Below are 26,795 nucleotides of genomic sequence, written 5' to 3'. Positions count from 1 at the left end.
CAGCCTAGCGGCTGGCGCGGCATCGCGCGACTGTTCAGTCGCGTCAGTCGCGGCCCATGCCGCGCGCGAGATCGGCCAGCACGTCGCCCATCGCCCTGGCCATGTCGGCGGGCTGCGGATCGACGTCGGCGATCGCGCGCTGCATCGCTTCGGCCCATTGCGCCGCCACCGCGCGGTTGATCGTGAAGGGCTTGTGCACGCTCATCATGCAGCGGCCCGGATTGGCTTCGAACCAGTCACGCGGGCCGCCGGCCCAGCCGGCGAGGAACAGCGGCAGCGACTTGCGCATCGGCGCCAGATCGGCGGCGTGCATCGCGCGCAGTTCGGCATAGGCGGGGTCGCTGTCCATCAGGTCGTAGAAGCGTTCGCAGATGGCGCGGAACGTCGCGTGCCCGCCCAGGCGATCGAAGGGGGTCTGGGGCGTCTCGGTCTTGGGCTGCGTGGCCACGAATCTCTCTCTCCGGTGAATTTCCCGCGAGGCTGATCACTAGGACGGCATTAGCCCAGCCGATTTGATTGCGGTCAAGAACTAGTCGCGGATCATCGCCTTGAGCGCTTCGATGCGGTCGGCCTCGTGCGCCGGCTTGTCGGTGCGGATGCGGCTGATCCTCGGGAAGCGCATCGCGAGGCCCGACTTGTGGCGCTTGCTGGCATGGACCGAATCGAAGGCGACCTCGAAGACGAGGCTCTTGTCGGTCTCGCGCACCGGCCCGAAGCGGTTCACCGTGTGATTGCGCACGTGCCGGTCGAGGAATTTCAGCTCCTCGTCGGTGAAGCCGAAGTAGGCCTTGCCCACCGGCAGCAGTTCGGCTCCGGCGGCGGGGTCGCCGTCCCAGCAGCCGAAGGTGTAGTCCGAGTAGAACGAACTGCGCTTGCCCGAGCCGCGCTGCGCATACATCAGCACGCAGTCGATCAGAAGCGGATCACGCTTCCACTTGTACCAGTGCCCAACGCGGCGCCCGGCGACGTAAGGCGAGCCGCGCCGCTTGAGCATGACCCCCTCGATCGCATCGTCACGCGCGCGGCCGCGGATCGCGCGCAAGTCTTCAAACGTTTCCGCAGCGATCACTTCGCTCAAGTCGAAGCGCTCGGGATCGAGCCGGGGGACCAGCGCCTCGAGCCGCCAGCGCCGCTCGGTCCAGGGCTGCTCGCGCAAGTCCTCGCCCTCGACGATCAGCGCGTCGTAGAGCCGCACGAAGGCGGGGAACTGTTCGCGCAGCTTCGTCGAGACGGTCTTGCGCCCGAGCCGCTGCTGGAGCGCGTTGAAGCTCGCCGCGCCGCCTGCCGCGCCCCCCTGATGGCTCCCGCGCACCAGCAGTTCGCCGTCGAGCACCGCGTCGATATCGAGCGCCTCGGCCATTTCGGGAAAGGTCGCCGAGATATCGTCGCCCGAGCGCGAGTAGACTCGCGTTTCCCCTCCGGCCCGCACGAGCTGCACCCGGATACCGTCCCATTTCCACTCGGCCGCGTAGTCCGCCATGTCGAGCACGGTGTCCTCTAGCGGGTGCGCGAGCATGAAGGGCCGGAACAGCGGCATGTCGTCCGCCGAGGGCGGCGCGGCGCCGTTCGCGGCCCAGTCGAACAGGGGCGTGTAGGGCGGCTGCTGGCCGTGCCAGTACTCCTCGACGTCCTCGACCGGCACGTCGAAGGCCCGCGCGAACGCGGTCTTGGCGAGCCGCGCCGAAATCCCGATGCGCATCGCCCCCGTCGCCATCTTGAGCAGCGCGTAGCGGCCCTCGGCATCGAGCCGGTCGAGCAGCCCGGGCAACTCGCTCATGACGGTGGCGCGCGTCATCTTCGCCAGCGCGTCGACCGCTTCGGAGACCGTCGGCGGGGAGGGGGCTTCGGCGGGCTCGGGCCAGAGCAGGCTCGCGGTCTCTGCGCTGTCGCCCACGTAGTCGCGGCTCAGCGACCAGAGCACCGGGTCGACGCGTTCGGTGAGCAGGTTGCGGATCGTCGCGCTCTTCACCGCCGGAAAGTCGAGCCCGTCGGTGAGCGCCGCGAGCGCCCAGCCGCGGTCGGGATCGGGCGTGCGCACGAGGTAGTCGGCGAGCAGCTTCAGCTTGGCGTTGCGGCTGCGCGTATAGACCAGCGCATCGAGCAGGGCGGCGAAGGCCTCCATCAGGCGCGCCCCTCAGTCATCCTCGTCCTCGTAGCCGACGAGCGCGAGCGCGCGGGCGCGGCGCTGGTTGAGCTGGCACCAGCGCAGCATCGCCTCCTCGCGGCCATGGGTGATCCAGGTCTCGACCGGATCGACCTCGCTCACGGTCCGCGTCAATTCGTCCCAGTCGGCGTGATCGGAGATCACCAGCGGCAGCTCGACCATGCGCTGGCGCGCGCGCTGGCGCACCCGCATCCAGCCCGAGGCCATCGCCGTGATCGGCTCGGGCAGGCGGCGGCTCCAGCGGTCGTTTAGCGCCGAGGGCGGACATACGACGATCGTGCCCGCAAGGTTCGGCTTCTTGACGTCACTCACCAGCGCGAGATCGCCGAGATCGACGCCGTGTTCTTCGTATAGCCGGCACATCTTCTCCATCGCGCCGTGGAGATAGATCGTGTCCGAGTGGCCCGCGCGGCGCAGTTCGGCGATCAGCCGCTGCGCCTTGCCCAGCGCATAGGCGCCGACCAGCACGCAACGTTCGGGGTTGTCGGCCAGCGCACCAGTCAGCTTGGCGATCTCGTGCTCGACCGGCGGATGGCGGAACACCGGCAGCCCGAATGTCGCCTCGGTGACGAGCACGTCGCACGGTGTTATTTCGAAGGGCGCGCAGGTCGGGTCGGGTCGGCGCTTGAAGTCGCCCGTCACGAGAATACGCTCGCCCGCGTGCTCGAGCAGGATCTGCGCCGAGCCGAGCACGTGGCCGGCGGGAACCCAGGTCGCGGCGACGCCGCCGGGTAGGGCGATCGTCTCGCCGTAGGCCACCGGCACCGCGCCGTCGTCGGTGGCGTAGCGCAGTTTCATGATCGCGAGCGTCTCCGCCGTCGCCATGGTCTCGCCGTGCCCGCCGCGCGCATGGTCGGCGTGGCCGTGGGTCACCAGCGCCCGCTCGACGGGACGCGCCGGATCGATCCAGCAATCGGCAGGGACGACGTGGATTCCCCAAGGCTCGGGCCGAATCCAGCCAAATTCGCGAGACATGAAAGCAAAATGGGGCGGAACCGCGCTGGTTCCACCCCATCGTGCCTGTCCCGGAGGGAGAAGCTTACTCGTCCGGGCTGGTCTCGGTAGGCGGCGGCGATTTCTTGGTCACCTTCTTGGCCGCCGGCTTCTTCTTCTTGCGCGTGAGCTTCGGCGGGGCCGGAGTTAGTTCGAAGGAGAGCGCGTCCTCGTCCTTCTTCTTCGAAACGTGGACCTCGCCGCCGTGCGCCAGCTTGCCGAACAGCAGCTCCTCGGCGAGCGGCTGCTTGACCTTTTCCTGGATCAGGCGGGCCATCGGCCGCGCGCCGTAGAGCTTGTCGTAGCCCTTGTCGCCCAGCCATTCGCGCGCATCCGAATCGAACTGGATATGCACGTTCTGGTCGGCGAGCTGCAGCTCGAGCTGGAGGATGAACTTGTCGACCACGCGGCTGACCGTCTCCTTGCCGAGATAGGCGAAGGGCACGATCGCATCGAGGCGGTTGCGGAACTCCGGAGTGAACATCTGCTTCACCGCTTCGTCGCCCGCGTCGGCCTTGGAGACGTCACCGAAGCCGATGCCCTGGCGCGCCATGTCCGAAGCGCCCGCGTTCGTCGTCATGATCAGCACGACGTTGCGGAAGTCGACGGTCTTGCCGTGGTGGTCGGTGAGCCGGCCGTTGTCCATCACCTGCAGCAGGATGTTGAACAGGTCCGAGTGCGCCTTCTCGATCTCGTCGAGCAGCAGCACGCAGTGCGGGTTCTGGTCGACCGCGTCGGTGAGCAGGCCGCCCTGGTCGAAGCCGACGTAGCCGGGAGGCGCGCCGATCAGGCGGCTGACCGAGTGGCGCTCCATGTATTCGGACATGTCGAAGCGCTTGAGCTCGATGCCCATGATCGAGGCGAGCCGGCGCGCGACTTCGGTCTTGCCGACGCCGGTGGGCCCGCTGAACAGGAACGAGCCGATCGGCTTGTCCGGATCGCGCAGGCCCGCGCGCGAGAGCTTCATCGCGGTCGAGAGCACCTCGATCGCCTTGTCCTGGCCGTAGACGACGCGCTTCAGGTCCTTCTCGAGGCTTTCGAGCGCCTTCTTGTCGTCCGAACTGACCGTCTTGGGCGGAATGCGCGCCATCGTCGCGATCACTGCCTCGATCTCACGCGCGGTGATCGTCTTCTTGCGGCGGCTGGGCGCGACCAGCATCTGCATCGCGCCGACTTCGTCGATCACGTCGATCGCCTTGTCGGGCAGCTTGCGGTCGTTGATGTAGCGCGCCGAAAGCTCGACCGCGGTCTTGATCGCGTCGGGCGTGTAGCGGACCTTGTGGTGCTCCTCGAAGGCCGAGCGCAGGCCGCGCAGGATCTTGATCGTATCCTCGATGGTCGGCTCGTTCACGTCGATCTTCTGGAACCGGCGCAGCAGCGCGCGGTCCTTCTCGAAGTGGTTGCGGAACTCCTTGTAGGTGGTCGAGCCGATGCAGCGGATGGTGCCGCCCGAAAGCGCCGGCTTGAGCAGGTTCGAGGCGTCCATCGCCCCGCCGCTGGTCGCGCCCGCGCCGATCACGGTGTGGATCTCGTCGATGAACAGGATCGCGTGCGGCATCTTCTCGAGTTCGGCGACGACCTGCTTCAAGCGTTCCTCGAAGTCGCCGCGATAGCGCGTGCCGGCGAGCAGCGAGCCCATGTCGAGCGAGTAGATCACCGCTTCCTCGAGCACCTCGGGCACGTCGCCCTCGACGATCTTGCGCGCGAGCCCTTCGGCGATGGCGGTCTTGCCGACGCCGGGATCGCCCACGTAGAGCGGGTTGTTCTTCGAGCGGCGGCACAGGATCTGCACCGTGCGGTCGACCTCCGGGCCGCGGCCGATCAGCGGATCGACCTTGCCCGCCAGCGCCTTTTCATTGAGGTTGACGCAGAACTGGTCGAGCGCGGAGTCCTTCTTGCTGCCGCTCTTGGTCTCGGACTTCTCCTCGGCCTGCGGCTGCTGCTCCTCGCTGCCCTTGGGCGTGCGGTCCTCGATGCGGCGGCCGCCCTTGCCGATGCCGTGGCTGATGTAGCTCACCGCGTCGAGCCGGCTCATGTCCTGCTGCTGGAGGAAGTAGACCGCGTAGCTGTCCCGCTCGGAGAACAGCGCGACCAGCACGTTGGCGCCGGTGACGGTGTCCTTGCCCGAGGACTGGACGTGGAGGATGGCGCGCTGGATCACGCGCTGGAAGCCGGCGGTGGGGGCGGGGTCGCCCTTTTCCTCGGTCTTGAGCGACTGGTATTCCTGATCGAGGTACTGGCGCACGACGTCGCCGAGATCGCCGAGGTCGACGCCGCAGGCCTGCATGACCTGCGCGGCGTCGGGATCGTCAATCAGTGCCAGCAGCAGGTGTTCGAGAGTCGCATATTCATGGCTGCGGTCCGACGCGTGCGAGAGCGCCGAATGAAGCGTCTTTTCAAGGCTTTGCGCGAAACTGGGCATTGAGCGGTCTTTCGTTGGGAGAAAACGGCACCTCGTCTTTCGTGAGAGTGTGGTGCGTAGCGGTTAACGCTTCCGATATAGGAAGCTGAGGGAACTTTTGGAGGTGGGCCCCCGGGCCGGTCACGTGGACCTTGGCCCGAAGAGTTCCGCGGCCGCCTTCATATGCGCCGCCGCCTTCTCACGGTGAGCTCGGATACGGGCGATCTCTGTCTCGAGAAGCAGGACACGTGCGTCGAGCTCGTCCAGCGAATAGCTATCGAGGCTTTCGCCAGCGAGGAGACTGGCGGCTCCGAGGCTCTGCTCGGGCAACCGCCGCCGCGGTCGATCGTCGTCGTCCATTGCATCGCAGCATCGGACTCGGATCGGCAACTGTCAACGGCCTTGAATAGATGTTCGCCAAACCCGTACCCTTGTGGCAACTAGTCCGCATGTCTGTCGTGATTCCCGCTGAAATCGCCGCCATCGGATTCGACGCACCCGGAGAGTCCGACGTTCTCAAGCCGATCCGCGTCGACACGCCCCGGCCCGGTCCGGGGCAGGTGCTGATCGAGGTCGCCTATGCCGGCGTGAACCGGCCAGACGTACTGCAACGCCAGGGCGCCTATCCGCCGCCGCCCGGAGCCTCGCCGCTGCTTGGCCTGGAAGTCGCCGGCAAGGTGGTGGCGCTCGGCGAGGGCGTCGATGCGGACATGCGCAATACCAACGTCTGCGCGCTGGTGGCGGGCGGGGGCTATGCCGAATACTGTCTCGCGCAGGCCGGACAGTGCCTGCCGGTGCCCGACTCGCTCTCGCTCGCCGAGGCCGCGGCCTTGCCCGAGACGTTGCTGACCGTGTGGCACAACGTCTTCGAGCGCGGCTGGGCGACCTCGGGCGAAACGATCCTCGTCCATGGTGGGACCAGCGGCATCGGCACGATGGCGACGATGCTGGGCAAGCTGTTCGGCATCACGGTGATCGTGACCTGCGGCGGACCGGACAAGTGCGCCAGGGCGCTCGAGATCGGCGCGGCCCACGCGATCGACTACAAGGCGAGCGACTTCGTCGAGGAAGTCGCGCGGATCACGCAGGGCAAGGGCGTCGACCTCGTGCTCGACATGGTTTCGGGCGACTACGTCCCGCGCAACCTCAAGTGCCTCGCGCCCGACGGCCGCCATGTCACGATCGCGGTGCTGGGCGGGGCGAAGGCGCAGCTCAACATGGCCGTGGTGATGTCGCGCCGGCTCACGCTGACCGGCTCGACGCTGCGCCCGCGCTCGGATGCGTTCAAGACGCTGCTGACGCAGGAAGTGCTGGCGAACGTGTGGCCGATGGTCGCCTCGGGCGAGCTGAGGCCGGTGATGGACCGCTGCTTTCCGCTCGCCGAGGCCGCCGCCGCTCACGCGCGGATGGAGGCGGGCGCGCACATCGGCAAGATCGTTCTGGAGGTTTGATCGCGCCGCCGTTACGCCTGTTCCGCAAGGAGGGCGCGATGGATCGACTGATACTCCACGAGGACCCGCGCAGTGGGAACTGCTACAAGATCAAGCTGACCGCGGCGATGCTCGGCTTGCCGCTCGAACTGCGCCAGTACGATATCATGAAGGGTGACACGCGCCGCCCGGAGTTCCTTCAGTCGGTCAATGCCAACGGGCGCATCCCGGTGCTCCAGGTCGGCCATCGCTTCCTGCCCGAAAGCAACGCCGCCTGCTGGTTTCTCGCCGAGGGTTCGTTCCTTATCCCCGAAGACCCCTTCGACCGCGCCGACATGCTGCGCTGGATGTTCTTCGAGCAATACAACCGCGAACCCAACGTCGCGACGCTGCGCTTCTGGCTGCACTTCGTCGGCGAGGCCAATCTCACCGAGCACCAGCGCGGGCAGATCATGGCCAAGCGCGCCGGCGGCGAGGCGGCGTTGGGGCTCATGGAGGAAAAGCTCGCGGGCGAAGCCTGGTTCGTCGGCGAGACGGTGACGCTCGCCGACATCGCGCTCTACGCCTATACCCATGTCTGCGAGGCGGGCGGGTTCCGGCTCAAGGACTATCCGGCGATCTGCGGCTGGCTCAAGCGGGTCGAGGCGCTGCCCCGCTACGTGCCGATGACCTGACCGACGCGATCGCGGCCAAGGCTCACTCGCCCCAGCCGCCCGCTTCACCGTCGTCGAACGGATCGTCCTGGCCCCGATAGGTCGGGTCTTCGGGCACGATTTCCCTGGCGGTGAGGTCGGGCCGGCTTTCGCTGCCGAAACCGTCGATCGAGCCGCCCATCCCGCCAAAATCGGCGAGCTGGCCGTCCAGCGCCGCGAGCGAGCGCGCCTTGTCGTGGCGGCTCGGCGAGACGACCAGCGCCATGGCGCCGACGAACAGGTCGAGCTTGCCGAGCTCGCCCGTCGCGGATTCGCCGCTCGAACGCGCCCGGGCCCAGTTCTCGAGCTGCTGGCGGAGCATGGCTTCGCTCTTCGGCTCGCTGAGGATCTTGTTCTGCCCATGATCGGTCATGGTGATGTCCGGCAGATCGAGCGTGACGTGAATCCGCGACTTGCCCGCATCGACCGGCTCGACGAGGAACGCCATGCGGCCGGGCTCGTCGCTGTCGAGCGAGGCAATGGTATAGACCACTTCGCCTTCTTCGGGCGTCTCGCGGCTCACTGCGGGCAGGCCGAGCAGGTTGGTGAGCTGCGACCCCGAAAAACGCGACAGATCGGCATAAGCGGTCGTCGCCGGCATGGCGACGTCGAGCGCGAAATCCTCGCCGCCGCCGCAGGCGGCAAGCGCGAGGCAGGACCCCAGAATCAACTTGCGCATGGTTCACCCCCCGGCCGCGCCTTCGTCGGATTGGATAGCAGCGAGGGATTAAGGCGAGATTAGTGCTGCAAGGCTTGTCGAAACCGGCCGGATCGCCTAAGTGATCGGGTGCAGTGGCCGCTCCGCGAAGGGGCGGCCCTTATTGTTTCCGCTGGAGAGAAGAACCATGAGCCAGCCGACACCGCTGATGCCGCACGCCACGGCCTCCTGGCTTGTCGACACCACCGCGCTGACCTTCGAGCAGATCGCCGAATTCTGCGGTCTACATATTCTCGAGGTTCAGGCCATGGCCGACGACCTTGCGTCGAGCAAGTATACTGGCCGCGATCCCGTTCGCGCCGGTGAGCTGACGATGGAAGAGATCGAGAAGGGCCAGGCCGATCCGAACTATGCGCTCAAGATGCACAAGGCGCCGGTCACCGTCAGCCGCACCAAGGGGCCGCGCTACACGCCGGTCTCGAAGCGGCAGGACAAGCCGGACGGCATCGCCTGGATCCTGCGCCACCACCCCGAGGTTTCGGACGTCCAGATCGGCAAGCTGATCGGCACGACCCGCAACACCATCGCCGCGATCCGCGACCGGACGCACTGGAACATCCAGAACATCCAGCCAAAGGACCCGGTCACGCTCGGTCTGTGCTCGCAGCGCGAGCTTGACGCGGTCGTCGCCAAGGCGGCCAAGAAGGCGGGGATCGCCGACGAGGTGGTCGATGATTCGCGGCTCGGCGACGACAAGCAGGCGCTCATCGACGAACTGCGCAAGGAGCGTGAGGACGCCGCGCGCGCCGCCAGCGAGGCCGCGCAGGAAGCCGAGGCCGCGGCCTGGCTCGAGGCCAAGCGCGCCGCCGAGGCGGCCGAGAACGGCGGCAACTGATTCGCGCCGTCCGCTTCGGCGGACGCCGCGTTGTCGTCTGAAGCGGCTATCTGAAAAATGCGAAAGCGCCCGGCGGAATGTCGGGCGCTTTTCGTATCGGCCGGGTCTATTCGGCGGGAGCGGCGAGGATCAGGCGCGCTTCGCCCTGGTCACCGCGCTGGGCGATGCCCGGCGCCGCGCCCCTGGGGCTGAGCCGTCCGTCGATCTGCGCGCCTTGCTCGATCGTCAGCACGTCGTAGCTCACGTCGCCCTCGATCCGCGCCGATTTGAGGATCACGACTTCGCGTGCGGCGATCGTGCCGGTGACGCGGCCCGAGATGCGCACGCTTTCCGCCGCGATCGCGCCGGAAATCTCGCTGGCCTCGCCCTGCACGATCGACTTGCAGGTGATGTCGCCCTCGATGCGGCCATCGACGTGGAGGTCGGCCTCCGCGGTCACGTCGCCGCGGATCACCGTGTCCCCGCCGAAGATCGAGAATGTCGCCGAATCGCCCGAGCGACCGGACATGGGGACGGATCTAGCCATTGCTTTCGTCTGCTTTCCGAACATGCCCTGCTGCCTCCAGGAAGGGTCGCGGATTGACCGGACGACCGTTGACCCGGACTTCGAAGTGAAGATGTGATCCGGTCGAGCGGCCCGAGCTGCCCATGGCGCCGATCGAATCGCCGATGCCGACCTTCTGGCCGACGCGTGCGCCGAAGCGCGACAAGTGGGCATAGCGGGTCATCAGCCCGTTGCCGTGATTGATCTCGATGCAGTTGCCGTAGCCCTGCTTTCTGCCCACGAAGCTGACGGTCCCCTTGGCTGCGGCATAGATCTGCGAGCCGAGCGGGCCGGGAAAATCGAGGCCGGCATGAAACGCCGCGACGCCGGTGAACGGGTCGCTGCGATAGCCGTAGCTCGAGGAAACGTAGGGGACCTTGGTCGGCTTGACCTGCGGAATGCCCGCAAGGCTGCGTTCGAGCGCGTCCATCCGGGCCAGGCTCATGCCGAGGCGCTGGAAACGCGGATCGAGCGAGCCGTCGCGCGAGGTCGCCAGCCGCATCAGCGGACCACCCTCGGCGCTCGAGACTGTGGCCACCATTGCATTGGGATTGAGCCCCAGCCGCGAAATCGCGTCGGAGGCGGATTCGGCGCGGCGATCGGCATAACGCGTGAGCCGCTCGACGAACGCGAGCTGATCGGCCTCGATCCGCGCGAGCGCGCCGGCTTCGGGCAGCGCGGCGCTGATCTTCTCGACCGTCCTGGCGGTTTCGTCGCGGCTGTCGGTCACCGTTTCGCCGGTTTCGGCTTCGCTCGGCAGATCGCCGAGGTGGGCCTCGACCATCTTCTCGATGAAGTCCTGCCGCCGCGCGAGATCGCTCGCGACCGTGTCGATGCCGTCGCGGTATTCCTCGACCCGGCTCTCGGCGCTGGCGACCTTGGCCTCGCGGTCGAGCAGCGCCACGCGGTCGCGGTTGGCCGCGTATTGCATGAAGGACAACGTCGCCATCACGACGATCCAGGCGGTCACCAGCAGGGCGACGATCGAAGCTGCCAGGATCTGCAGACGAGACGAAATCTTGATAAAACGGACCTGACCCCGCGATCGCATGAAAAACTCGCGATCGGGAAACGTGGCCCGCAGGCGCGACCCGAACGCGCCGGCGGTATGACTACTCAATTCGACAACCCCGCTTGCCTCATTGCTTGTCCGAGCGGCTAGCAGCGGCATTGCGATATGGCGAATCAGGTCAGCTTACGCGTGTGCGGAATCAAGATGAACCGAGCCCTCCACGCGATGAACCGCCTGATTCGCGGGAACCCGATATCAAGGGCTATCCTGATATCCTCGTTCGATATCGGTTTGCGCGCAGCGGTCTTGTCCCGCCCGCGCGGTGACAATCTCGCCGTCCGGTGCTAGGCGCCCGGGCATGAACATGCAGGAAACGATCGTGGAATCGCCCGAAGCGATGGTCGCGCGGCTGGCGCGGGCCGGTCGCCAGGCTCAGCGCCGTCTCGCCACGCTCTCCGGAGAAACGCGCGCCGCCGCGCTACGCTCCGCCGCGGCGGCCTTGCGCGAGGACAGCGCCGCGATCGTCGCGGCCAATGGCGAGGACCTCGCCGCCGCCGAGGCGAACGGTCTGTCCGGCGCCATGCTCGACCGCCTCCGGCTCGATTCCGCGCGCCTCGACGCCGTCGCCGACGCGGTCGAGCAGGTCGCGGCGCTGCCCGATCCGCTCGGCCAGGTGATCGACGCGAGCGAGCGGCCCAACGGCCTCGTCCTGTCGCGGGTGCGCATTCCGATCGGCCTGATCGGAATCATCTACGAAAGCCGCCCCAACGTCACCGCCGATGCGGCCGCGCTCTGCCTGCGCTCGGGCAACGCGGCGCTGCTGCGCGGCGGCAGCGAGGCGGTCCACTCGAACCGCGCGATCCTCGCCGCCTTCGCGCGCGGGCTCGAGGCGGCGGGCGTGCCGGGCGATGTGGTGCAGCTCATGCCGACGCAGGACCGCGCGGCGGTGGGCGCCATGCTGACCGCGGCGGGCCTGATCGACATGATCGTGCCGCGCGGCGGCAAGAGCCTCGTGGCGCGCGTCCAGGCCGATGCGCGGGTGCCGGTGCTCGCCCACCTCGACGGCCTCTGCCACACCTTCGTCCACGCCGCCGCCGAGCCCGAAATGGCTCGTGCCATCGTGCTCAATGCCAAGATGCGCCGCACCGGCATCTGTGGGGCAATGGAGACGCTGCTGCTCGACGCCACCTTTCCCGCGTCCGAGAGCGTGGTCGCGGCATTGCTCGACGCGGGCTGCGAATTGCGCGGCGACGCGCGGGCAAGGGCGCTCGACCCGCGGATCGGAGCCGCCAGCGACGAGGACTGGGACACCGAATATCTCGATGCGATCGTCTCGGTCGCCGTGGTCGACGGGCTCGACGCCGCGCTCGCGCATATCGACGCGCATTCCTCGCGCCACACCGACGCGATCGTCACCGCCGACGAGGCGGCGGCGCAGCGGTTCCTCGCCGAAGTCGACAGCGCGATCGTCATGGTCAACGCCTCGAGCCAGTTCGCCGACGGCGGCGAATTCGGGCTCGGCGCCGAGATCGGCATCGCCACCGGGCGGCTCCATGCGCGCGGCCCCGTCGCGCTCGAGGGGCTGACGACCTACAAGTGGGTCGTGCGCGGCAGCGGCCAGACGCGCCCCTGAGAGTTCGCGCCGCGCCGGAGCGGCGGTCCGCGCGGCGCTTGCGATCGCGGCTCCGCGATCCCATCTGCGGGCCAGCGTGAGGAGATTGTCAGCGATGAAATACAAGCCGTTGGGACGGACCGGCCTTTTCGTGTCCGAGCTATGCCTCGGCACGATTACCTTCGCCGGGGGCGGCCAATGGTCGGCGATGGGATCGCTCGATCAGCAGGCGGCCAACGCGATCGTGAAGACCGCGCTCGAAGGCGGGATCAACTTCATCGACACCGCCAATGTCTATTCGGGCGGGCTTGCCGAGACCGTGACCGGGCAGGCGCTGCGCGATCTCGGGGTGGCGCGCAGTGATGTCGTGATCGCGACCAAGGCGCTCGGGCCGATGGGCGGTGGCGTCAACGACCGCGGCGCCTCGCGCTACCACTTGCTGACGCAGATCGACGCCAGCCTCGAACGGCTCGGGCTCGATCACGTCGATCTCTACCAGATCCACGGCTGGGACCCGGCGACGCCGCTCGAGGAAACGTTGCGCGCGCTCGACGACATCGTCCGCTCGGGCCGGGCGCGCTATATCGGCGTGTCGAACTGGGCGGCCTGGCAGATCGTCAAGGCGCTGGGAATTTCCGAGCGGCGCGGCTGGGAATCGTTCGCCTCGCTTCAGGCCTATTACTCGGTGGCCGGGCGCGATCTCGAGACCGAGCTGGTGCCGATGCTCGAAAGCGAAGGACTGGGCCTGATGGTCTGGAGTCCGCTCGCGGGCGGATTCCTCTCGGGCAAGTACACCCGCGAGAGCGAGGGCGAGGGCCGCCGCGCCAATTTTGATTTCCCGCCGATCGATAAGGAGCGGGCCTACGATCTCGTCGCGCTCATGCGCGAGATCGCCGGGCGCCACGACGCCAGCGTGCCGCAGGTTGCGTTGAGCTGGCTACTGTCGAAGCCGGTCGTGACCAGCCTCATCGTCGGCGCGCGCAAGGCCGAGCAACTCACCGACAATCTCGGTGCGACGCGCTTCGCGCTGTTTCCCGACGATATCGCCCGCCTCGATGGGGCGATGCCGGCCGGCTCGACCTATCCCGGCTGGATGATCGAGCGACAAGCGGCCTATCGCTCGGGCGCGCAGGCCGGGGCCATGCCCGCGCGGTGAGCCGAATCGGTCTATTGGGGGGCAGCTTCAATCCCGCGCACGGCGGGCACCGGCGGATATCGCTTTTCGCCGCCAAGGCGCTGCATCTCGACGAGATCTGGTGGCTGGTCTCGCCCGGCAATCCGCTCAAACGCGATGCGGGCATGGCCCCGCTGGCCATGCGCTTCGCGTCGGCGCGCCAGCAGGCGCGCCGCGCGCCGATCCGCGTCACCGCGATCGAGCGCGAGTTCGGCACGCGTTACACGTGGAACACCCTCAGGCGGATGGTCGCGCGCTGGCCGCGCAACCGGTTCGTCTGGCTCATGGGCAGCGACAATCTGGCGCAATTCCATCGCTGGAAGAACTGGCGGGCGATCGCGCGCACGATGCCGATTGCGGTTATCGCCCGGCCGGGCTATGATGGCGATGCTTTCGCGAGCCCCGCGATGGCCTGGCTCGGGCGTTACCGGGTGCCCGCGTCCAGACTCTTCACCCGGGACGGATGGAGCGCCCCGGCGCTTGTGATACTGCGTTTCGATCCTGATCCACGATCGGCCACCGCGCTTCGCGAGGCCGATCCTGACTGGGCCGCCAGGCCTCTTCCGGGCTCCTTGCGCGACGACATCACGCATCGTCCCATTTCCGGTACCACCGCGTGAGCAGGACTGTCGCCGCCTTGCGGTCTGGCGCACATTCGGGGCTTGGCTTTCACGCTCCGATCAGCGCTCGTTCCGAAATGGCGGTTGCAGCAAGCGGGATGGAACCCATCTTGCGAATACTTGCACGAGAGGAGTCTACACAAACTCGATGACACAGGCGCATATCCAGCCGGTCAAGGCCGGCGCCGCCGCCATCGCCATGGCTGACGAGGCCGAGCCTCGCTTGTCGCTGGTCCTGGAATCGCTCGACGACGATCAGGCCCAGGAAGTGGTGACCATCGCGCTCGAAGGAAAATCGAGCATTGCCGACTATATGGTTGTGGCCAGCGGCCGATCGACCCGGCAAGTCGCCGCCATGGCGCAGAAACTGGCCGAACGGCTCAAGAACGCCGGTTTCGGCAATCCGAGGATCGAGGGTCTTCCCGCCGCCGACTGGGTTCTGGTCGATGCCGGAGAAGTGATCGTCCATCTCTTCCGTCCCGAAGTGCGCAGCTTCTACAATCTCGAGCGCATGTGGGGCTTCGGAGAGGGTGCCGCCGGGGTAGCCTGAGCGGCGCGCACGAGTAGCTTCGTGACGGCCCCGCGCCGGGGTCCGGTGCCGTTTTGACCAAGTCGCGCGAACCGCGGGAGGGCGCGCAGGGATGCTTTTGCACATTGTCGCCCGGGGCAAGCTGGGCCGCAGCCCCGAGGCCGACCTCCTCGACCGCTACGCCCGGCGGCTGTCCTGGCCGTTCAAGCACACCGAATTGCCCGAGACCGGGGGACGCATTCCCGAAATGGCGGCGCCGGGGCGCCTCGTCCTGCTCGACGAGCGCGGCAAGGCCATGACCTCCGAAGATTTCGCCGCGATCCTCGGGCGCTGGCGCGACGACGGCGTGCGCGAGGCGCGTTTCCAGATCGGCGCCGCCGATGGTCATGACGACGAGACACGCGCGCGCGCCGACCTGCTGGTCGCCTTTGGTGCGATGACCTGGCCGCACCTGCTCGCCCGCGCCATGCTCGCCGAGCAGCTCTGGCGCGCGACCAGCATCCTCGCGGGCCATCCCTATCACCGCTCGGGTTGAGGCTTGCGGGCCAGGGCTTGCCGGGCGCGCGAGGCGGGCGCTAGGACTTCTGGCATGATCCCCGCGCGCATCACCCTCATTTCAGCGACGGCCCTGGCGGGCTGTGCCGCAGCGGTGCTGGCGCAAGGCGCGTCGGCCGTCGACGGCGCCCGGTTCGGGACCGGGACGGGGGTCGAGGAGATCCAGGCGCAACTGGCGGCCGCGCGCCGTCAGGGCGGGCAGGCCCGCGCGCGCGCCGAGCAGCTCGAGGCGCAGGCGCGCAAGGCGTCCGAACAGGCCGAGCGCACCGCGCGCGAGGCGGCGGCGCTCGCCGCGCGCATCCAGGAAACCGAGGCGGCCGCCTCCGCGCAGGAGGCGCAGGCCCGGCTCGTCGCCAAGGCGCGCGCGGGCCTCAGCGCCCGGCTGGCCGAGCGCCAGCGGCCGCTCGTGCGTCTCACCGCCGCGCTGCAACGGCTGTCACGCCGCCCGCCGGCGCTCGCGCTGCTGCGTCCGGGTTCGGTGCGCGACACCATGCACATGCGCGCGCTGCTCGAAACCATGCTGCCCGAGGTCGAGACGCGGACCGCCGCGCTGCGCGACGAGATCGCGCGCGGCCGCGCACTGGAACGCCGCGCGCTGGCCGCGGCCGAGGCGCTCAAGCGCACCGAGGCCGAGCTGGCCGACCGGCGCAAGCAGCTCGCGACGCTCGAAAGCCGCCAGCGGCTCGCCAGCCGCGCGGCCTCGGGCACCGCCGCGCGCGAGGCCGAGCGTGCGCTGGCGCTGGCGGAAAAGGCCGGCGACCTGGGTACGCTGGTCGAGGAAGTGGGTCGCCAGGGCGAATTGCGCGAGGAACTGGCGCGGCTGCCCGGGCCGATCATGCGCCCGCCGCGTCCGCAGCAATCGCGCGTGATCGAGGCGGCGGATTTCGCCCCTGCGCCGCGCGGGCTCGGGGCCTACGTCCTGCCCGTCGGCGGCCATGTCGTCTCGGGCTTCGCCGAGGCGCTTCCCAACCAGCGCCGTTCGCGCGGGCTCGAACTCGAATCGCGCGCCAACGCGCAAGTCATCGCGCCCGCCGCGGGACGAGTCGCCTTCGCCGGGCCCTATCGCGGCTATGGCCGCATCGCCATCATCGAGCACGAGGGCGGCTGGACCTCGCTCGTCACCGGTCTCGCCCGGCTCGACGTGCGCGTCGGCGACGAGCTGGTCGCGGGCGCGCCGCTCGGCATGGCGGGGCCGGGATCGCCGCTGGTGGGGGTCGAGCTGCGCAAGGACGGAGAGCCGGTCAATCCGCTGCGCTACCTTCGCTAGCCGTTCGTCCTGGCGGATCGGGCGTTCGTCGGAACGGTCTGGCGATCCGGCCATCTGGCGTTAACCGCCAAAGGCGCATAGAATGGCCGAAATTGCTAGAGGCCCGACCGCGATGAAATTTGCTCCCCTGTTTCGCGCCACCGCGCTGGTCAGCGCGGTCGCGCTGATTCCCGCGACCACTGCGGGGCTGGCGGCGGTCGACGGCCGCTCGGGCCCGGAGTTCGGGAAGCTGTTCGCCATCTACCAGCTCGTGAAGGAAAACTACGTCGACGACGTCGATGACGACAAGCTGCTGCGCGGCGCGATCGACGGCATGCTCGCCAGCCTCGATCCGCATTCGAGCTATCTCGATGGGGCCTCGCTCGAACGGCTCGAAACGATGATCGACGGGAACTACACCGGCCTCGGCCTGTCGGTGATCATGGAAGACGGGGCGGTCAAGATCATCTCGCCGTTCAAGGGCAGCCCGGCCGACAAGGCGGGGCTCAAGGCGGGCGACTTCATCACCCACCTCGACGGCGTGCTCTACTTCGACCGCGATCTCGACGAGGCGGTCTCGAAGATGCGCGGGCCGGCGGGGACCACGATCCGGCTGACCGTGTTCCGCCCCGGCCGCGACGAGCCTTTCGACGTCACCGTGACGCGCGGCGTCATCGAGCTGGAGCCGGTCACGCACGAGGTGAAGGACAATGTCGGCATCATCTCGGTGAACGAGTTCTCGCGCGACGTAGGCCGCGACGTCAACGAAGCGATTTCCTCGATCAAGACGCAGGTCGGCGACGGCCTTGCCGGCATCGTGCTCGACTTGCGGTCGAATCCGGGCGGATCGCTCGACGAGGCGGTGGCTCTGTCCGATCTGTTCCTCGAGAAGGGCGATATCGTCTCGCAGCGCGGGCGTCTTTCCAGCGAGAACCTCGTCTATCGCGCGCACAAGGGCGATGTCGCGGGCGGGCTGCCGATCGTCGTGCTGATCGACGCGGGCAGCGCCTCGGCCTCCGAGATCGTCGCCGGCGCGCTGCAGGACCAGAAGCGCGCGGTCGTCATGGGCGAGCGCAGCTTCGGCAAGGGTAGTGTCCAGTCGCTGATCGGGCTCGACCGTTCGAGCGCGGTCAAGCTGACGACGGCGCGCTACTACACGCCCTCGGGTCATTCGGTTCAGGAAGGCGGGATCGAGCCGGACATCAAGGTGCCCCAGCTCTCCGATCCGAACGCACAGGCCCGGGCCGAACGGGCCGTGCGCGAATCGGACTTGCGGGGGCATCTGATCAACGAGATCTCGCTCGACGACAAGAAGCTCGAAGAGGACAAGAAGGAAGACCCGCGCTTCGCGATGACCGCGGACGAGCTCAAGAAGCAGGGAATCGAGGACTTCCAGCTTCACTACGCGGTGCAGACGCTCAAGCGCACCGCGAGCGGTCCGGCGCTCGCCGCGCGCAAGCGCTGAGGCGCCCGGCATGAGCGAGGCGAGCAGAGCGGCGCGTTTCCTTGCGCTTGCCGCGCCGCTGTTCCTGCTCGGCGGCGCCTATGTCAGCCAGTATGTCTTCGGGCTCTATCCCTGCGAGATGTGCTGGTGGCAGCGCTATCCGCACTTCGCCGCGCTGGCGCTGGCCGGACTCGCCTTCGTCATTCCGCCTGCGCGGCTGTTCGTGGCGCTCGCCGCGCTCGCCATCGCGGTGTCCGGCCTGATCGGCGGCTTTCACGCCGGAGTGGAGTACGGCTGGTGGGAAGGCCTGACCGCCTGCACCGGCAATGCGCTGGGGCATGGCGCCGATCCGCTCGAGGCGATCATGGGCGCGCCGGTGATTCGCTGCGACGTCGCGCCCTGGAGCCTGTTCGGGATTTCGCTCGCGGGCTGGAACTTCCTCTTTTCGGGCGCGGCGGCGCTGGCTATCGCGTTTCTGCTGACGAGAAAAGGGAGCGCGTCATGAGCGACAAGACCGCCCGCATGCTGCGGGTCGATCAGGCCGGGGAATTCGGGGCCACCCGAATCTACGGAGGTCAGATCGCGGTCATGGGCAACCGTGCTCCGAACGCTTCGCTGGTGGCCGGCATGGCCGCGCAGGAAGTGGGCCATCGCGAGCGGTTCGACGCGATGATGACCGAGCGCGGCGTGCGGCCGACGGTGCTGCAGCCGGTCTGGTCGGCCGCCGGCTATGCGCTGGGCGCGGCGACCGCGTTGCTCGGCCCGGAGGCCGCGATGGCCTGCACCGCGGCGATCGAGACCGAGATCGACAGGCACTACACGCAGCAACTCGACGAACTGGGCGACGAGGACCCGGAACTTGCCGGCGCGATACGCGAGTTCCGCGACGACGAGCGCGAGCATCGGGACATCGCCTTCGAGGCGGGCGCACGCGACGCGCCCGCCTATCCGCTGCTCTCGGGCGCGATCCGGCTGGGGTGCCGCGTCGCGATTCGTCTCTCCGAGCGCCTCTGACCATCGGGGGGCTCGGGACAATTCGTCCCGCTTCAGCTATCATTCAATAGGCACGAGCCTATATGTCTTTCATGCCCTTACGCCTGCAGGAGCCCATGCGATGCGCCGCCTCGATCGAATTGCCGTCCTAGTCGCCACTCTTGGCGCGAGCCTCGCGATGGCAGGCTCGGCGCAGGCCCAGAGCGAAGGCGAGCGGATCAACCAGGTCATCGTCTACGGCGACGATCCCTGTCCGAAATCGGAAGGCGGCGACATCGTCATCTGCGCGCGCAAGGACGAATCGGAGCGCTATCGGATTCCCGAGCCGCTGCGCGGCATCGATTCGCCACAGAGCGAGGCGTGGAACGAGAAGGTCCTCGCTTACGAGACGATCGGTCAGACCGGCACGCTGAGCTGTTCGCCGGTCGGCGCGGGCGGCAGCACCGGCTGCACGCAGAAGCTGATCAACGCGGCCTATGCCGAGCGGGCCAACGGATCCGACGTCCGGTTCAGCGAGCTGATCGACGCGGAGCGCCAGCGCCGGCTCTCGCAGATTGACGAAGAGGCGGCCGACGAGCAGGCCCGCGTCGAAGCGGCCGAGCGCGAATACTTCCAGAAGAAGGCGCAGGAAGACGTCGCCAAGAAGATGGCCGAGGAGGCCGGCGAAACGCCGAACGACTGAGGGTGGCGGGGCCCGGACGCGGCAACACGTTCCCGCGTCCGGCCCGCCACGGCCTTACAGCTTCGTGAGCATCCCGTTCACCGCGGTGAGATAGTCGCGCATGTGCGCGGCGGTGGTGTCGGTCAGCGTGATCAGGTCGCGGCGCCGGTCCTTCGGATCGGTCCAGCGCCGCAGCAGGCCCGCATCGGTCATCTGGCGAACCCAGCGCAAGGCCGTGCTCATCGGCACCGAGGCGGCGATGCACACGCTCGAGACCGAGACCTGCTGCCCGTCGAACTTGGCGCGGGTCAGATCGAGCAGGATGTCCCAGGCCGGATCGGCGAACATCTGGCTCGGGAAGAAGCGGTTGCGCAGTGAGCGCGAGGCGATGATCGCGCGCAACGTCGCTCCGATCTCCTTGTCGGTCATCCGCGTTTCCTGGCGCGGCTCGAGCGTCTTGCCCTCGAGCACCGAGACCAGCCGCGAGAGCTGCTGGCTGAAGTTCGACATGCTCGCGCCGTCGGCGATCTCGCGCCGCGCGCTGAGGTAGCGCATCGCCCGGCGCAGCGCGCTCGAATAGGCGTCGAACTGAAGCGGGCGGCACAGTACGTCGACCGCCTCGACATGGAGGCCCTTTACCGCGATCTCGGTGGTGAGCTTGTTGGTGATCATCGCCGCCGCCAGCGGTCGCGATCCGCCGAGCCGGGCCCGCGCTTCCTCGATCAGGACGAAACCGTCCATCGCCGGCATGTGCAGGTCGACCAGGATGATCTGGATCGACGGTTCGCGCGCCAGCCGCTCCAGCGCCTCGCGGGCCGATCCGGCGCAGAAATAGATGTAATTGAGGTCTTCGAGCATCCGCGCGCAGTTGGCGGTGCATTCGCGGTCGTCGTTCACGACCAGCACGGCGGGCGCCTTGGTTTCGGCGACCGGTTGCACGCCGTGCAGAGGGACTGCCAGGGCCTGACTGGCCATCTATGCTACTCCTTCCGGGGCGATCGCCCCGCTGCCCCCGATCGCGCGGCGCGGCCTCGTCCCGGCCGCTTCCCGCGCGATGCGGAGTGATGGGTCTCATCGAATTGCTGCCAGATCGGCAGCAGTTCCCTCGGCGCAGCCCATCGGGCCGGGAACCGCGCAAGCTATAACCCGAAAAATTCATATTGCCACCGCCTTGGCACGAATTGTCCATTTTGTGATCGCATGCGCGCCGGCCTCTCCACCGATAGCGGCCACCCGACCGTCGCATCATCGTCAAGCAAATGCGGGACGCTGGCGCGGGTTCGCCCGGCGTGGTTGCTCCTCGCCAGAGGTGCTTCCGGAAAGTCTTGGATTTCCGGGCGTAACCGGCGCCCATTGCGCTTCGGCGCGCCCGATGCGGCCTTTCAGGGCGACCGCGCCGGCGCCGCACCGGCCGGCTTCGCGACGCCTCCGAGCACGCGATATCGGTCGGTCATGCGGCCACGGTGCGCGGCGACCCGGCGGCGTTTCGCCTCACGGGCGGGGACCAGTTTTCCACAGCTTTGGTGACAATCTGGAACTTTTGCTGGATATCGCGCCAAAATGACACTAGTTGGCCGCGCATCGAAAAATCAATGTGATAATTGCATGCGGAATTTGCAGCTAAATAGTGCAGGGGTTAAGTGACCAATTCGCGTGGTGGGCGCGACCGGGACAATACCGGTAGCAACGATGGCGGCAAGAGCCAGGAACCCGCGCGGCCCGATCCGCGACGGGGCGAGCGCAGTTGGCGCAACCTCCTCGAGCTCGATGCGCAGATATTCGAGAAGAACGGCATCCGCATCCTGACCCCGGAAGCGCGCGTGCTCATTCACCTCAAGCTGCAGGGGACGTTGTCGGTGACGACGGCAATGCAACTCGCGGGAGTATCCTATCGTGGTTTCTATGCCGTGCTCGAGCGGCTCAAGCAGGCTGGCCTCGTATCGCAGGCCAAGGACGAGGGAGACCAGCGGGTCCGCAATCTCAGCCTCGATCCGTCGGTACCGCTTTCGTCCGACCAACTCTGACCAGGATTACGTGAACCGGGAATGCCAGCCTTGACCGATTCGAAAGCCTTTGCCGCGTCTCGCCGCGCTCGCCGCCCATCCGCCTGGTTCGCCCTTGCGGGCGTGGCGGCCGCGAGCGCCGTCGCCCCCGCCTTGTGCCAGACCGCGTTCGCGCAGGCGGCCGCGGGCAGCGACGCCGCCGGCGATTCGCTCCGGGTTCCCGCTACCCCCCCTGACGGCATTCCGGATGCGCCCCCCGCGTCCGGAATGCCGTCGAACACCGCATCCGACGCCGCGACCTTCGACGACGCCTTCGCCGATACCGAAACCGCCCGGACGGACGAAGCCGGGGCGATGGCCGCGGCGCAGCCCCAGGCTACGGCGATCGAGGCCGATCCGTCGGCGCCGGTCGCCGCCGGTGACGACTCGCTCGCCGAACCGATCCCGATGGCAAGCGGACCGGCGCGCCCCGCGGTCGGCCCCAATGAACTCTACGGGCCCCCGACCCCGAAAGTGGACCGGGGCCAACTGCCGATCATTGGCTGGAGCGAACCGCCCGCGCTGGTGCCGCCCGCGCTCGACGAGGCGGTGCATATCGTGACGCGCAACTACCCCTCCGCCCAGGCCGCGCGATCGGCCCTGCGCGCCGCCCATTCCGACGTCCGCTCCGCGAAGTGGCAGCGTTTCCCGTCGATCGACGGGAACGTTTCGTACCTCGACGACACCAATTCGCCGCAGCCGCAGATCTCGGTCGAGCAGCCGATCTGGGCCGGCGGGCGAATCACCGCCAACATCCGCCGCGCGAAGGCGGAGGAAGACGTCACTTCGGCGCAATATGTCGAGACCGTGCAGAGCCTCGCGCTCACCGTCACCCAGGTCTACTACGAGATCGCGCGGCTTACCCTGCGCCAGCAGCTCCTGGCCGAGAGCCTCGCCGAGCATCGACGACTGGTCGAGACGATGGAGCGGCGCGTCGCGCAGGAAGTGAGCCCGCAGGCCGACCTCGAACTGGCCCGCTCGCGCGCGGCGCAGATCGAGCAGGAATATACCGTCAGCCGCGCCTCGCGGGAGACCAACTTGCGGATCCTCGCCCAGCTCGTCGCCGACCCCAGCTACGACCTCGGGCCGATTCCCCATTTCGATCCGAGCATTGACCTCCCCGCCAAGGAGAGCCTCGAGGAACAGGCGGTCGCCTTCGATCCGCAGATCAACCGCCGCAAGGCCGAGGCCGACGTCAACCGGGCCCAGCTCGACCTCACCCAGGCGCAGATTCTGCCGCAGGTGAGCGCGCAATACTCCTATTCCGAGATCTACGGCAGCCGGGTGGGCGTGGTCCTGCGTTCGCAGACGAGCGGGGGGCTCAGCAATTTCTCGGACGTGAGCAGCGCGCGACAGCGAATCCAGACCGCGATCGAGAACGTGCGCGTCGCCGAACAGGAGTTGCGCCGGAACGTCGCAGCCGACATCATCAACTTCGAAGCGGCGAAGGCGCGCGCGGCCATTTCGAGCGATGCCGCGTTAACTTCGGCGCGGGTCAGCGAGAGCTATACCCGGCAGTTCATCGCGGGGCGCCGTTCGTGGCTCGACGTGATGAACGCGCTGCGCGAGGCCGTGAACAACGCGATCGGCCAGACCGACGCCGAAATGACCGCCTTGGCGACCGCCGCCAAGCTCTTGCTCGAAAGCGGCCGTTGGCGCCCGATCTTCGCCGACCAGGCCGAAGTCGGGAGCAATGCCGAGGCTCGCACGCCGATCATCCAGGAAACGGGGCAGTAACAGTGGCCAATCCTATCCATATATCGATATCGGACCTCGCGCGGCTGCGCAGGATCGAACTGCAGCCGCACTGGGCCGATGCCGCGCGCGACGTCGAGCGCGAGGACGAGGACGGTCTCGCCGCCTTCTGCGCCGCGATCGGGTGGGCGCCGCCGTCGCTGCTGCGGACCGCGCCGCGCGCCAACGAGTTCCCGCTGCTGATCTTCCATCCCGATCACGGCTGGGCGGTCGCCGAGCGGCTCGAATCGGACAACCGCGTGCAGGTCGTCGCCAACGGCATTCCCGCCGTCTGGCACGACGTCAGCAAGGCGCGGCTCTACGATCTCGTCATTCCGCTGCCTGCGGGCCAGCAGCAGTTCACCAAGTCGATCGATGTCTTCAAGGCTGCGGTCATGCGCCGCAAGAACGTGATTGTCGTGGCGATCATCGCCACGGTCGTGGTCAACTTCATCGCGCTGGTGACGAGCCTTTACACGATGCAGGTCTATGACCGCGTCGTTCCGCGCGGCGCGTTCTCGACGCTGTTCGTGCTGACGGTGGGCGTCTTCGCGGCCTTCGCCTTCGACTTCACCTTGCGCGTCGTGCGCGCCAACCTGATGGAGCGCGAGGCGGCGCACATCGACACCGAAGTGTCCGAGTTCTTCTTCTCGCGCGCCGCCGAAGCTCGGCTCGACACGCGCCCGACCTCGGTCGGCACGATGGCCGCGCAGCTTCGCGGACAGGAGCAGGTGCGCCAGATGATTTCCTCGGGGATCATCTTTGCCTTCGCCGACCTGCCCTTCGCCCTGCTCTTCATCGCGGTCGTCGCGATGCTCGGCGGCGTCATCGCGATCGTGCTCGCGGTCGCGTTCCCGCTGGCGATCTGCATCGCGCTCCTCTTCGCGCGGCTGATCCGCAAGGACACCGAGCGGACCCAGATCAGCAACAACCGCAAGAACGGCCTGCTCGTCGAGGCGCTCGACGCGGCGGAGACGGTGAAGGCGAATCGCGGGCAGTGGTACATGCTCTCGCGCTGGAGCGCGCTGCTCGATGAGCTCCACGAATCGGAAGTTCCGACCAAGAAGCTGCAGGCCAAGGCCGGCTCGATCTTCGGCGTGCTCCAGCAGGTGACCTACATCAGCCTGATCGCCTGGGGTTCGGTGGAGGTGTTCAACAACAACATCTCGCTAGGCGCCCTGATCGCCTGTTCGATCCTCGCGAGCCGCGTCAACGGACCGCTCGTGGCGCAATTGCCCTCGCTGCTGGTGCAGTGGAGCTATTCGCGCTCCGCGCTCGGCATGCTCGACGCGATTCTCGCGCTGCCGACCGATCGCGCGCCCGACGTTGAGGTCTTGCGCCCCGCGCGCCTCTCGCCCCATCTCCAGTTCAAGAACGTCGAGTTCGCCTACCCGGGCGGCCGGTCGGGCGTGGTCGTGCCCAAGCTCGAGATCGCCGAAGGCGAGCGCATCGCCATCATCGGCGGCGTCGGTTCGGGCAAGTCGACGCTGCTCAAGCTGATGAGCGGGCTCTATCCGCCGCAATCCGGCCAGATCCTGATCGACAAGCTCGACATGACCCAGGTGGCCGACGAGGTCCTGCGCAACGCGATCGGCTACCTGCCGCAGGACTATCGCCTGGTGAACGGCAGCCTGCGCGAGAACCTGACGCTCGGGATTCCCGATCCGGGCGACGACAAGATCATGGAAGTCGCGCAGCAGACCGGGCTCGCGCAGCTCATCACCGCGCACCCGCGCGGCCTCGAGCTGCCGATCAGCGAGGGCGGGCGCGGTCTTTCGGGCGGTCAGCGCACGCTCACCGGCCTGACCCGCCTGCTGCTCGCCGAGCCCAAGCTGCTGCTGCTCGACGAGCCGACCTCCAATCTCGACGTCGATACCGAGGCGCTGGTCCTGCGCACGATCACGCAGCGGCTCTCGCCCGAGACGACCTTGATTCTCGTCACGCACAAGCTGCAGCTCGTGAACCTCGTCAACCGCGTCATGCTGGTCGCGAACGGCCAGGTCGCGGTCGATGGCCCGACCGCCGAAGTGATGAAGCGCGTGCGCCCGCAGAAGCAGCCCGAAACCAAGTCGCAAGGGCGCCAGATCACGGTCACGCCCAAGAAAAGCCAGGAAGGAGCTAAGGCATAATGGTCTCCGCCAGTTTCCGAAACCGGTGGCTCAACCACTCGACGGTCGTCGTCTTCGCCGTCGTTGCCTTCATCGTCGGCGCGGTGGCCTGGTCGTTCTGGGCCGAGCTCGACCAGGTGAGTCGCGCGCCGGGCCAGGTGATTCCCACTGGCCGAATCCAGGTCATCCAGAGCACCGACGGCGGCCAGATCGAGAAGATCTTCGTGCGCGAGGGCGACAAGGTCGAGAAGGGCCAGCAACTCGTCCAGCTCGAGGACGTGAAGCTGCGCGCCTCGGTCGCCGAAGCGCAGGGCAAGGTCGCCTCGCTGATGTCGACCATGGCCCGGATCAACGCCGAGCTGTTCGACCGGCCGCTCGCCTTCCCGCCCGAGGTCAAGGCCTGGCCCGAGTTCGTCAACAACCAGACGCTGCTCTACACCAAGCGGCGGCAGGCGCTCGACGATCAGGTCAGCGCTCTGCGCCAGATGCTCGGACTGATGAAGCAGGAGCTCAACATGAACATGCCCCTGCTCGAGCAGGGCGACGTCAGCCGCGCCGACGTGCTGCGGCTGCAGCGCAGCGTGTCCGACATCGAATCCCAGATCGTCAACGTGCGCAACAAGTACCTTTCCGATCTGCAGACCGAGTACACCAAGACCGAAGAGGACCTCGTGACGGCCCGCGAGGTGCTCGCGCAGCGCACCGACGCGCTCTCCGACACGAAGATCTACGCACCGGTCGACGGGATCGTTAAGAACATCAAGCTCACCACCCTGGGCGGCGTGTTGCGGCCGAGCGACGAGGTGATGAGCATCGTGCCGACGGGCGACGAACTGATCGTCGAAGCCAAGATGTCGCCCAAGGATGTGGCCTTCGTCCGCGTCGGCCAGAAGGCCAGCGTCAAGTTCGACGCTTACGATGCGGGAATCTACGGGTCGGCCAACGGCGAAGTCATCTACATCAGCCCGGACACCCTCACCGAGCAGACCCAGGCCGGCGAGCAGGTCTACTACCGGGTCCACGTTCAGGTCGACACGAGTCCGATGAAGCCTCACCTCAAGGGCGAGCAGATCGAGATTCAGCCCGGCATGACCGCCACCGCGGAGATCCTCACCGGGAAGAACACGGTCTGGCACTATCTGACCAAGCCGATCAACAAGACCATGGGCGAGGCGATGACCGAGCGATAAGCTCCCAAATCCGCACCGCTGCGGTGACGTCGCAGCGGCCGCGGATCGGGTCCCGCAAAAACCCGGATATGTTGCAGAGAATCAACAAGCCTTGGAAA

General features: G+C 67.7%; 26 protein-coding genes. 17 read left to right on the top strand and 9 right to left on the bottom strand.

What is annotated here, in order from left to right:
- Window positions 1-43 precede the first annotated feature (43 nt).
- The 5 genes from B2G71_RS13165 to B2G71_RS13145 all read right to left on the bottom strand — a co-directional run bounded on the left by B2G71_RS13165 (window position 44) and on the right by B2G71_RS13145 (window position 5,918).
- Window positions 44-448, bottom strand: a complete 405-nt coding sequence (locus tag B2G71_RS13165; protein ID WP_098106544.1) for a group II truncated hemoglobin — start codon at window positions 446-448, stop codon at window positions 44-46.
- 81 nt (window positions 449-529) lie between these two features.
- A complete protein-coding gene (locus B2G71_RS13160) occupies window positions 530-2,122 on the bottom strand; it encodes a cisplatin damage response ATP-dependent DNA ligase (RefSeq protein WP_098106542.1) in 1,593 nt (530 codons plus the stop codon).
- A 12-nt stretch (window positions 2,123-2,134) separates the two neighbouring features.
- Window positions 2,135-3,139, bottom strand: a complete 1,005-nt coding sequence (locus tag B2G71_RS13155) for a ligase-associated DNA damage response exonuclease (protein ID WP_098106540.1) — start codon at window positions 3,137-3,139, stop codon at window positions 2,135-2,137.
- 64 nt (window positions 3,140-3,203) lie between these two features.
- The gene (clpA, locus tag B2G71_RS13150) at window positions 3,204-5,579 is read right to left on the bottom strand and encodes an ATP-dependent Clp protease ATP-binding subunit ClpA (protein ID WP_098106538.1); all 2,376 of its coding nucleotides are present in this window, start codon (window positions 5,577-5,579) and stop codon (window positions 3,204-3,206) included.
- 120 nt (window positions 5,580-5,699) lie between these two features.
- On the bottom strand, window positions 5,700-5,918 hold the full coding sequence (locus B2G71_RS13145; RefSeq protein WP_098106536.1) for a DUF1192 family protein: 219 nt from the start codon (window positions 5,916-5,918) through the stop codon (window positions 5,700-5,702).
- Window positions 5,919-6,007: 89 nt separating this feature from the next.
- Here B2G71_RS13145 and B2G71_RS13140 point away from each other — a divergent pair, with 89 nt between their 5' ends.
- Together B2G71_RS13140 and B2G71_RS13135 are read left to right on the top strand one after the other, a co-directional pair.
- Window positions 6,008-7,009: an NAD(P)H-quinone oxidoreductase gene (locus B2G71_RS13140; protein WP_098106534.1), complete on the top strand. Its 1,002-nt coding sequence runs from the start codon at window positions 6,008-6,010 to the stop codon at window positions 7,007-7,009.
- Window positions 7,010-7,047: 38 nt separating this feature from the next.
- A complete protein-coding gene (locus B2G71_RS13135) occupies window positions 7,048-7,662 on the top strand; it encodes a glutathione S-transferase family protein (RefSeq protein ID WP_098106783.1) in 615 nt (204 codons plus the stop codon).
- Between the two features lie 22 nt (window positions 7,663-7,684).
- Here B2G71_RS13135 and B2G71_RS13130 read toward each other — a convergent pair whose 3' ends face one another.
- Window positions 7,685-8,359: a hypothetical protein gene (locus B2G71_RS13130; RefSeq protein ID WP_098106532.1), complete on the bottom strand. Its 675-nt coding sequence runs from the start codon at window positions 8,357-8,359 to the stop codon at window positions 7,685-7,687.
- Between the two features lie 166 nt (window positions 8,360-8,525).
- Between B2G71_RS13130 and B2G71_RS13125 the strand changes: the two genes are divergently transcribed.
- Window positions 8,526-9,233 (top strand): DUF1013 domain-containing protein, encoded by a 708-nt coding sequence (locus B2G71_RS13125; RefSeq protein ID WP_098106530.1) that lies wholly within the window; start codon window positions 8,526-8,528, stop codon window positions 9,231-9,233.
- 106 nt (window positions 9,234-9,339) lie between these two features.
- Here B2G71_RS13125 and B2G71_RS13120 read toward each other — a convergent pair whose 3' ends face one another.
- Entirely contained in the window at window positions 9,340-9,759 is a 420-nt protein-coding gene (locus B2G71_RS13120) for a polymer-forming cytoskeletal protein (protein WP_098106528.1), read from the bottom strand.
- The gene (locus B2G71_RS13115; RefSeq protein ID WP_168176355.1) at window positions 9,752-10,828 is read right to left on the bottom strand and encodes a M23 family metallopeptidase; all 1,077 of its coding nucleotides are present in this window, start codon (window positions 10,826-10,828) and stop codon (window positions 9,752-9,754) included. Before B2G71_RS13115 ends, B2G71_RS13120 begins: the two co-directional genes overlap by 8 nt.
- Before the next feature lie 319 nt (window positions 10,829-11,147).
- Between B2G71_RS13115 and B2G71_RS13105 the strand changes: the two genes are divergently transcribed.
- The 10 genes from B2G71_RS13105 to B2G71_RS13060 all read left to right on the top strand — a co-directional run bounded on the left by B2G71_RS13105 (window position 11,148) and on the right by B2G71_RS13060 (window position 19,644).
- A complete protein-coding gene (locus B2G71_RS13105) occupies window positions 11,148-12,422 on the top strand; it encodes a glutamate-5-semialdehyde dehydrogenase (protein ID WP_098106524.1) in 1,275 nt (424 codons plus the stop codon).
- Between the two features lie 94 nt (window positions 12,423-12,516).
- The gene (locus tag B2G71_RS13100) at window positions 12,517-13,557 is read left to right on the top strand and encodes an aldo/keto reductase (RefSeq protein WP_098106522.1); all 1,041 of its coding nucleotides are present in this window, start codon (window positions 12,517-12,519) and stop codon (window positions 13,555-13,557) included.
- Window positions 13,554-14,195 carry a nicotinate-nucleotide adenylyltransferase gene (locus tag B2G71_RS13095; protein ID WP_098106520.1) on the top strand — a complete coding sequence of 214 codons (642 nt, stop codon included), beginning with the start codon at window positions 13,554-13,556 and terminating at the stop codon, window positions 14,193-14,195. Before B2G71_RS13100 ends, B2G71_RS13095 begins: the two co-directional genes overlap by 4 nt.
- A 199-nt stretch (window positions 14,196-14,394) precedes the next feature.
- Window positions 14,395-14,745 (top strand): ribosome silencing factor, encoded by a 351-nt coding sequence (gene rsfS, locus B2G71_RS13090; RefSeq protein WP_098106779.1) that lies wholly within the window; start codon window positions 14,395-14,397, stop codon window positions 14,743-14,745.
- A gap of 91 nt (window positions 14,746-14,836) precedes the next feature.
- Window positions 14,837-15,259, top strand: a complete 423-nt coding sequence (locus B2G71_RS13085) for a 23S rRNA (pseudouridine(1915)-N(3))-methyltransferase RlmH (protein ID WP_098106519.1) — start codon at window positions 14,837-14,839, stop codon at window positions 15,257-15,259.
- Between the two features lie 54 nt (window positions 15,260-15,313).
- Window positions 15,314-16,546, top strand: coding sequence for a peptidoglycan DD-metalloendopeptidase family protein (locus tag B2G71_RS13080; protein ID WP_098106518.1), 1,233 nt, complete (start codon window positions 15,314-15,316; stop codon window positions 16,544-16,546).
- 112 nt (window positions 16,547-16,658) lie between these two features.
- On the top strand, window positions 16,659-17,990 hold the full coding sequence (locus B2G71_RS13075; protein WP_098106516.1) for a S41 family peptidase: 1,332 nt from the start codon (window positions 16,659-16,661) through the stop codon (window positions 17,988-17,990).
- 10 nt (window positions 17,991-18,000) lie between these two features.
- Window positions 18,001-18,474: a disulfide bond formation protein B gene (locus tag B2G71_RS13070; protein ID WP_098106514.1), complete on the top strand. Its 474-nt coding sequence runs from the start codon at window positions 18,001-18,003 to the stop codon at window positions 18,472-18,474.
- Entirely contained in the window at window positions 18,471-18,983 is a 513-nt protein-coding gene (locus B2G71_RS13065; protein ID WP_098106512.1) for a demethoxyubiquinone hydroxylase family protein, read from the top strand. Before B2G71_RS13070 ends, B2G71_RS13065 begins: the two co-directional genes overlap by 4 nt.
- 100 nt (window positions 18,984-19,083) lie before the next feature.
- On the top strand, window positions 19,084-19,644 hold the full coding sequence (locus B2G71_RS13060) for a hypothetical protein (RefSeq protein ID WP_098106509.1): 561 nt from the start codon (window positions 19,084-19,086) through the stop codon (window positions 19,642-19,644).
- A 54-nt stretch (window positions 19,645-19,698) separates the two neighbouring features.
- Here the strand turns inward: B2G71_RS13060 and B2G71_RS13055 are convergent, their stop codons facing one another.
- The gene (locus B2G71_RS13055; RefSeq protein ID WP_098106507.1) at window positions 19,699-20,598 is read right to left on the bottom strand and encodes a response regulator; all 900 of its coding nucleotides are present in this window, start codon (window positions 20,596-20,598) and stop codon (window positions 19,699-19,701) included.
- Between the two features lie 665 nt (window positions 20,599-21,263).
- On the opposite strand from B2G71_RS13055, the gene B2G71_RS13050 reads away from it, so the two are divergent.
- Genes B2G71_RS13050 through B2G71_RS13035 form a run of 4 tightly spaced genes read left to right on the top strand, consistent with a single transcriptional unit; the run spans window position 21,264 to window position 26,697 of the window.
- Window positions 21,264-21,647 carry a MarR family winged helix-turn-helix transcriptional regulator gene (locus B2G71_RS13050; RefSeq protein WP_098106505.1) on the top strand — a complete coding sequence of 128 codons (384 nt, stop codon included), beginning with the start codon at window positions 21,264-21,266 and terminating at the stop codon, window positions 21,645-21,647.
- Between the two features lie 30 nt (window positions 21,648-21,677).
- A complete protein-coding gene (locus tag B2G71_RS13045) occupies window positions 21,678-23,402 on the top strand; it encodes a TolC family protein (RefSeq protein WP_141521570.1) in 1,725 nt (574 codons plus the stop codon).
- 2 nt (window positions 23,403-23,404) lie between these two features.
- Window positions 23,405-25,528, top strand: a complete 2,124-nt coding sequence (locus B2G71_RS13040; RefSeq protein ID WP_098106501.1) for an ATP-binding cassette domain-containing protein — start codon at window positions 23,405-23,407, stop codon at window positions 25,526-25,528.
- A complete protein-coding gene (locus tag B2G71_RS13035) occupies window positions 25,528-26,697 on the top strand; it encodes an HlyD family type I secretion periplasmic adaptor subunit (protein WP_240530150.1) in 1,170 nt (389 codons plus the stop codon). The genes B2G71_RS13040 and B2G71_RS13035 overlap by 1 nt, the downstream gene beginning before the upstream one ends.
- The last annotated feature ends 98 nt before the right edge of the window (window positions 26,698-26,795 follow it).

The organism is Novosphingobium sp. PC22D (assembly GCF_002556635.1).
Lineage (GTDB): Bacteria > Pseudomonadota > Alphaproteobacteria > Sphingomonadales > Sphingomonadaceae > Novosphingobium.
This window is presented reverse-complemented; position numbering and strand designations above follow the sequence as displayed.

Bases quoted from the DNA above. Each gene is read 5' to 3' on its own strand.
- B2G71_RS13125 (WP_098106530.1), top strand. From the start codon at position 8,526: ATGAGCCAGCCGACACCGCTGATGCCGCACGCCACGGCCTCCTGGCTT.
- B2G71_RS13105 (WP_098106524.1), top strand. From the start codon at position 11,148: ATGAACATGCAGGAAACGATCGTGGAATCGCCCGAAGCGATGGTCGCG.
- B2G71_RS13070 (WP_098106514.1), top strand. From the start codon at position 18,001: ATGAGCGAGGCGAGCAGAGCGGCGCGTTTCCTTGCGCTTGCCGCGCCG.
- clpA (WP_098106538.1), bottom strand. From the start codon at position 5,579: ATGCCCAGTTTCGCGCAAAGCCTTGAAAAGACGCTTCATTCGGCGCTC.
- B2G71_RS13115 (WP_168176355.1), bottom strand. From the start codon at position 10,828: ATGCGATCGCGGGGTCAGGTCCGTTTTATCAAGATTTCGTCTCGTCTG.
- B2G71_RS13065 (WP_098106512.1), top strand. From the start codon at position 18,471: ATGAGCGACAAGACCGCCCGCATGCTGCGGGTCGATCAGGCCGGGGAA.
- B2G71_RS13155 (WP_098106540.1), bottom strand. From the start codon at position 3,139: ATGTCTCGCGAATTTGGCTGGATTCGGCCCGAGCCTTGGGGAATCCAC.
- B2G71_RS13130 (WP_098106532.1), bottom strand. From the start codon at position 8,359: ATGCGCAAGTTGATTCTGGGGTCCTGCCTCGCGCTTGCCGCCTGCGGC.
- B2G71_RS13075 (WP_098106516.1), top strand. From the start codon at position 16,659: ATGAAATTTGCTCCCCTGTTTCGCGCCACCGCGCTGGTCAGCGCGGTC.
- B2G71_RS13055 (WP_098106507.1), bottom strand. From the start codon at position 20,598: ATGGCCAGTCAGGCCCTGGCAGTCCCTCTGCACGGCGTGCAACCGGTC.
- B2G71_RS13160 (WP_098106542.1), bottom strand. From the start codon at position 2,122: ATGGAGGCCTTCGCCGCCCTGCTCGATGCGCTGGTCTATACGCGCAGC.
- B2G71_RS13135 (WP_098106783.1), top strand. From the start codon at position 7,048: ATGGATCGACTGATACTCCACGAGGACCCGCGCAGTGGGAACTGCTAC.
- B2G71_RS13145 (WP_098106536.1), bottom strand. From the start codon at position 5,918: ATGGACGACGACGATCGACCGCGGCGGCGGTTGCCCGAGCAGAGCCTC.
- B2G71_RS13085 (WP_098106519.1), top strand. From the start codon at position 14,837: ATGCTTTTGCACATTGTCGCCCGGGGCAAGCTGGGCCGCAGCCCCGAG.
- B2G71_RS13035 (WP_240530150.1), top strand. From the start codon at position 25,528: ATGGTCTCCGCCAGTTTCCGAAACCGGTGGCTCAACCACTCGACGGTC.
- rsfS (WP_098106779.1), top strand. From the start codon at position 14,395: ATGGCTGACGAGGCCGAGCCTCGCTTGTCGCTGGTCCTGGAATCGCTC.
- B2G71_RS13120 (WP_098106528.1), bottom strand. From the start codon at position 9,759: ATGGCTAGATCCGTCCCCATGTCCGGTCGCTCGGGCGATTCGGCGACA.
- B2G71_RS13080 (WP_098106518.1), top strand. From the start codon at position 15,314: ATGATCCCCGCGCGCATCACCCTCATTTCAGCGACGGCCCTGGCGGGC.
- B2G71_RS13140 (WP_098106534.1), top strand. From the start codon at position 6,008: ATGTCTGTCGTGATTCCCGCTGAAATCGCCGCCATCGGATTCGACGCA.
- B2G71_RS13060 (WP_098106509.1), top strand. From the start codon at position 19,084: ATGCGCCGCCTCGATCGAATTGCCGTCCTAGTCGCCACTCTTGGCGCG.
- B2G71_RS13100 (WP_098106522.1), top strand. From the start codon at position 12,517: ATGAAATACAAGCCGTTGGGACGGACCGGCCTTTTCGTGTCCGAGCTA.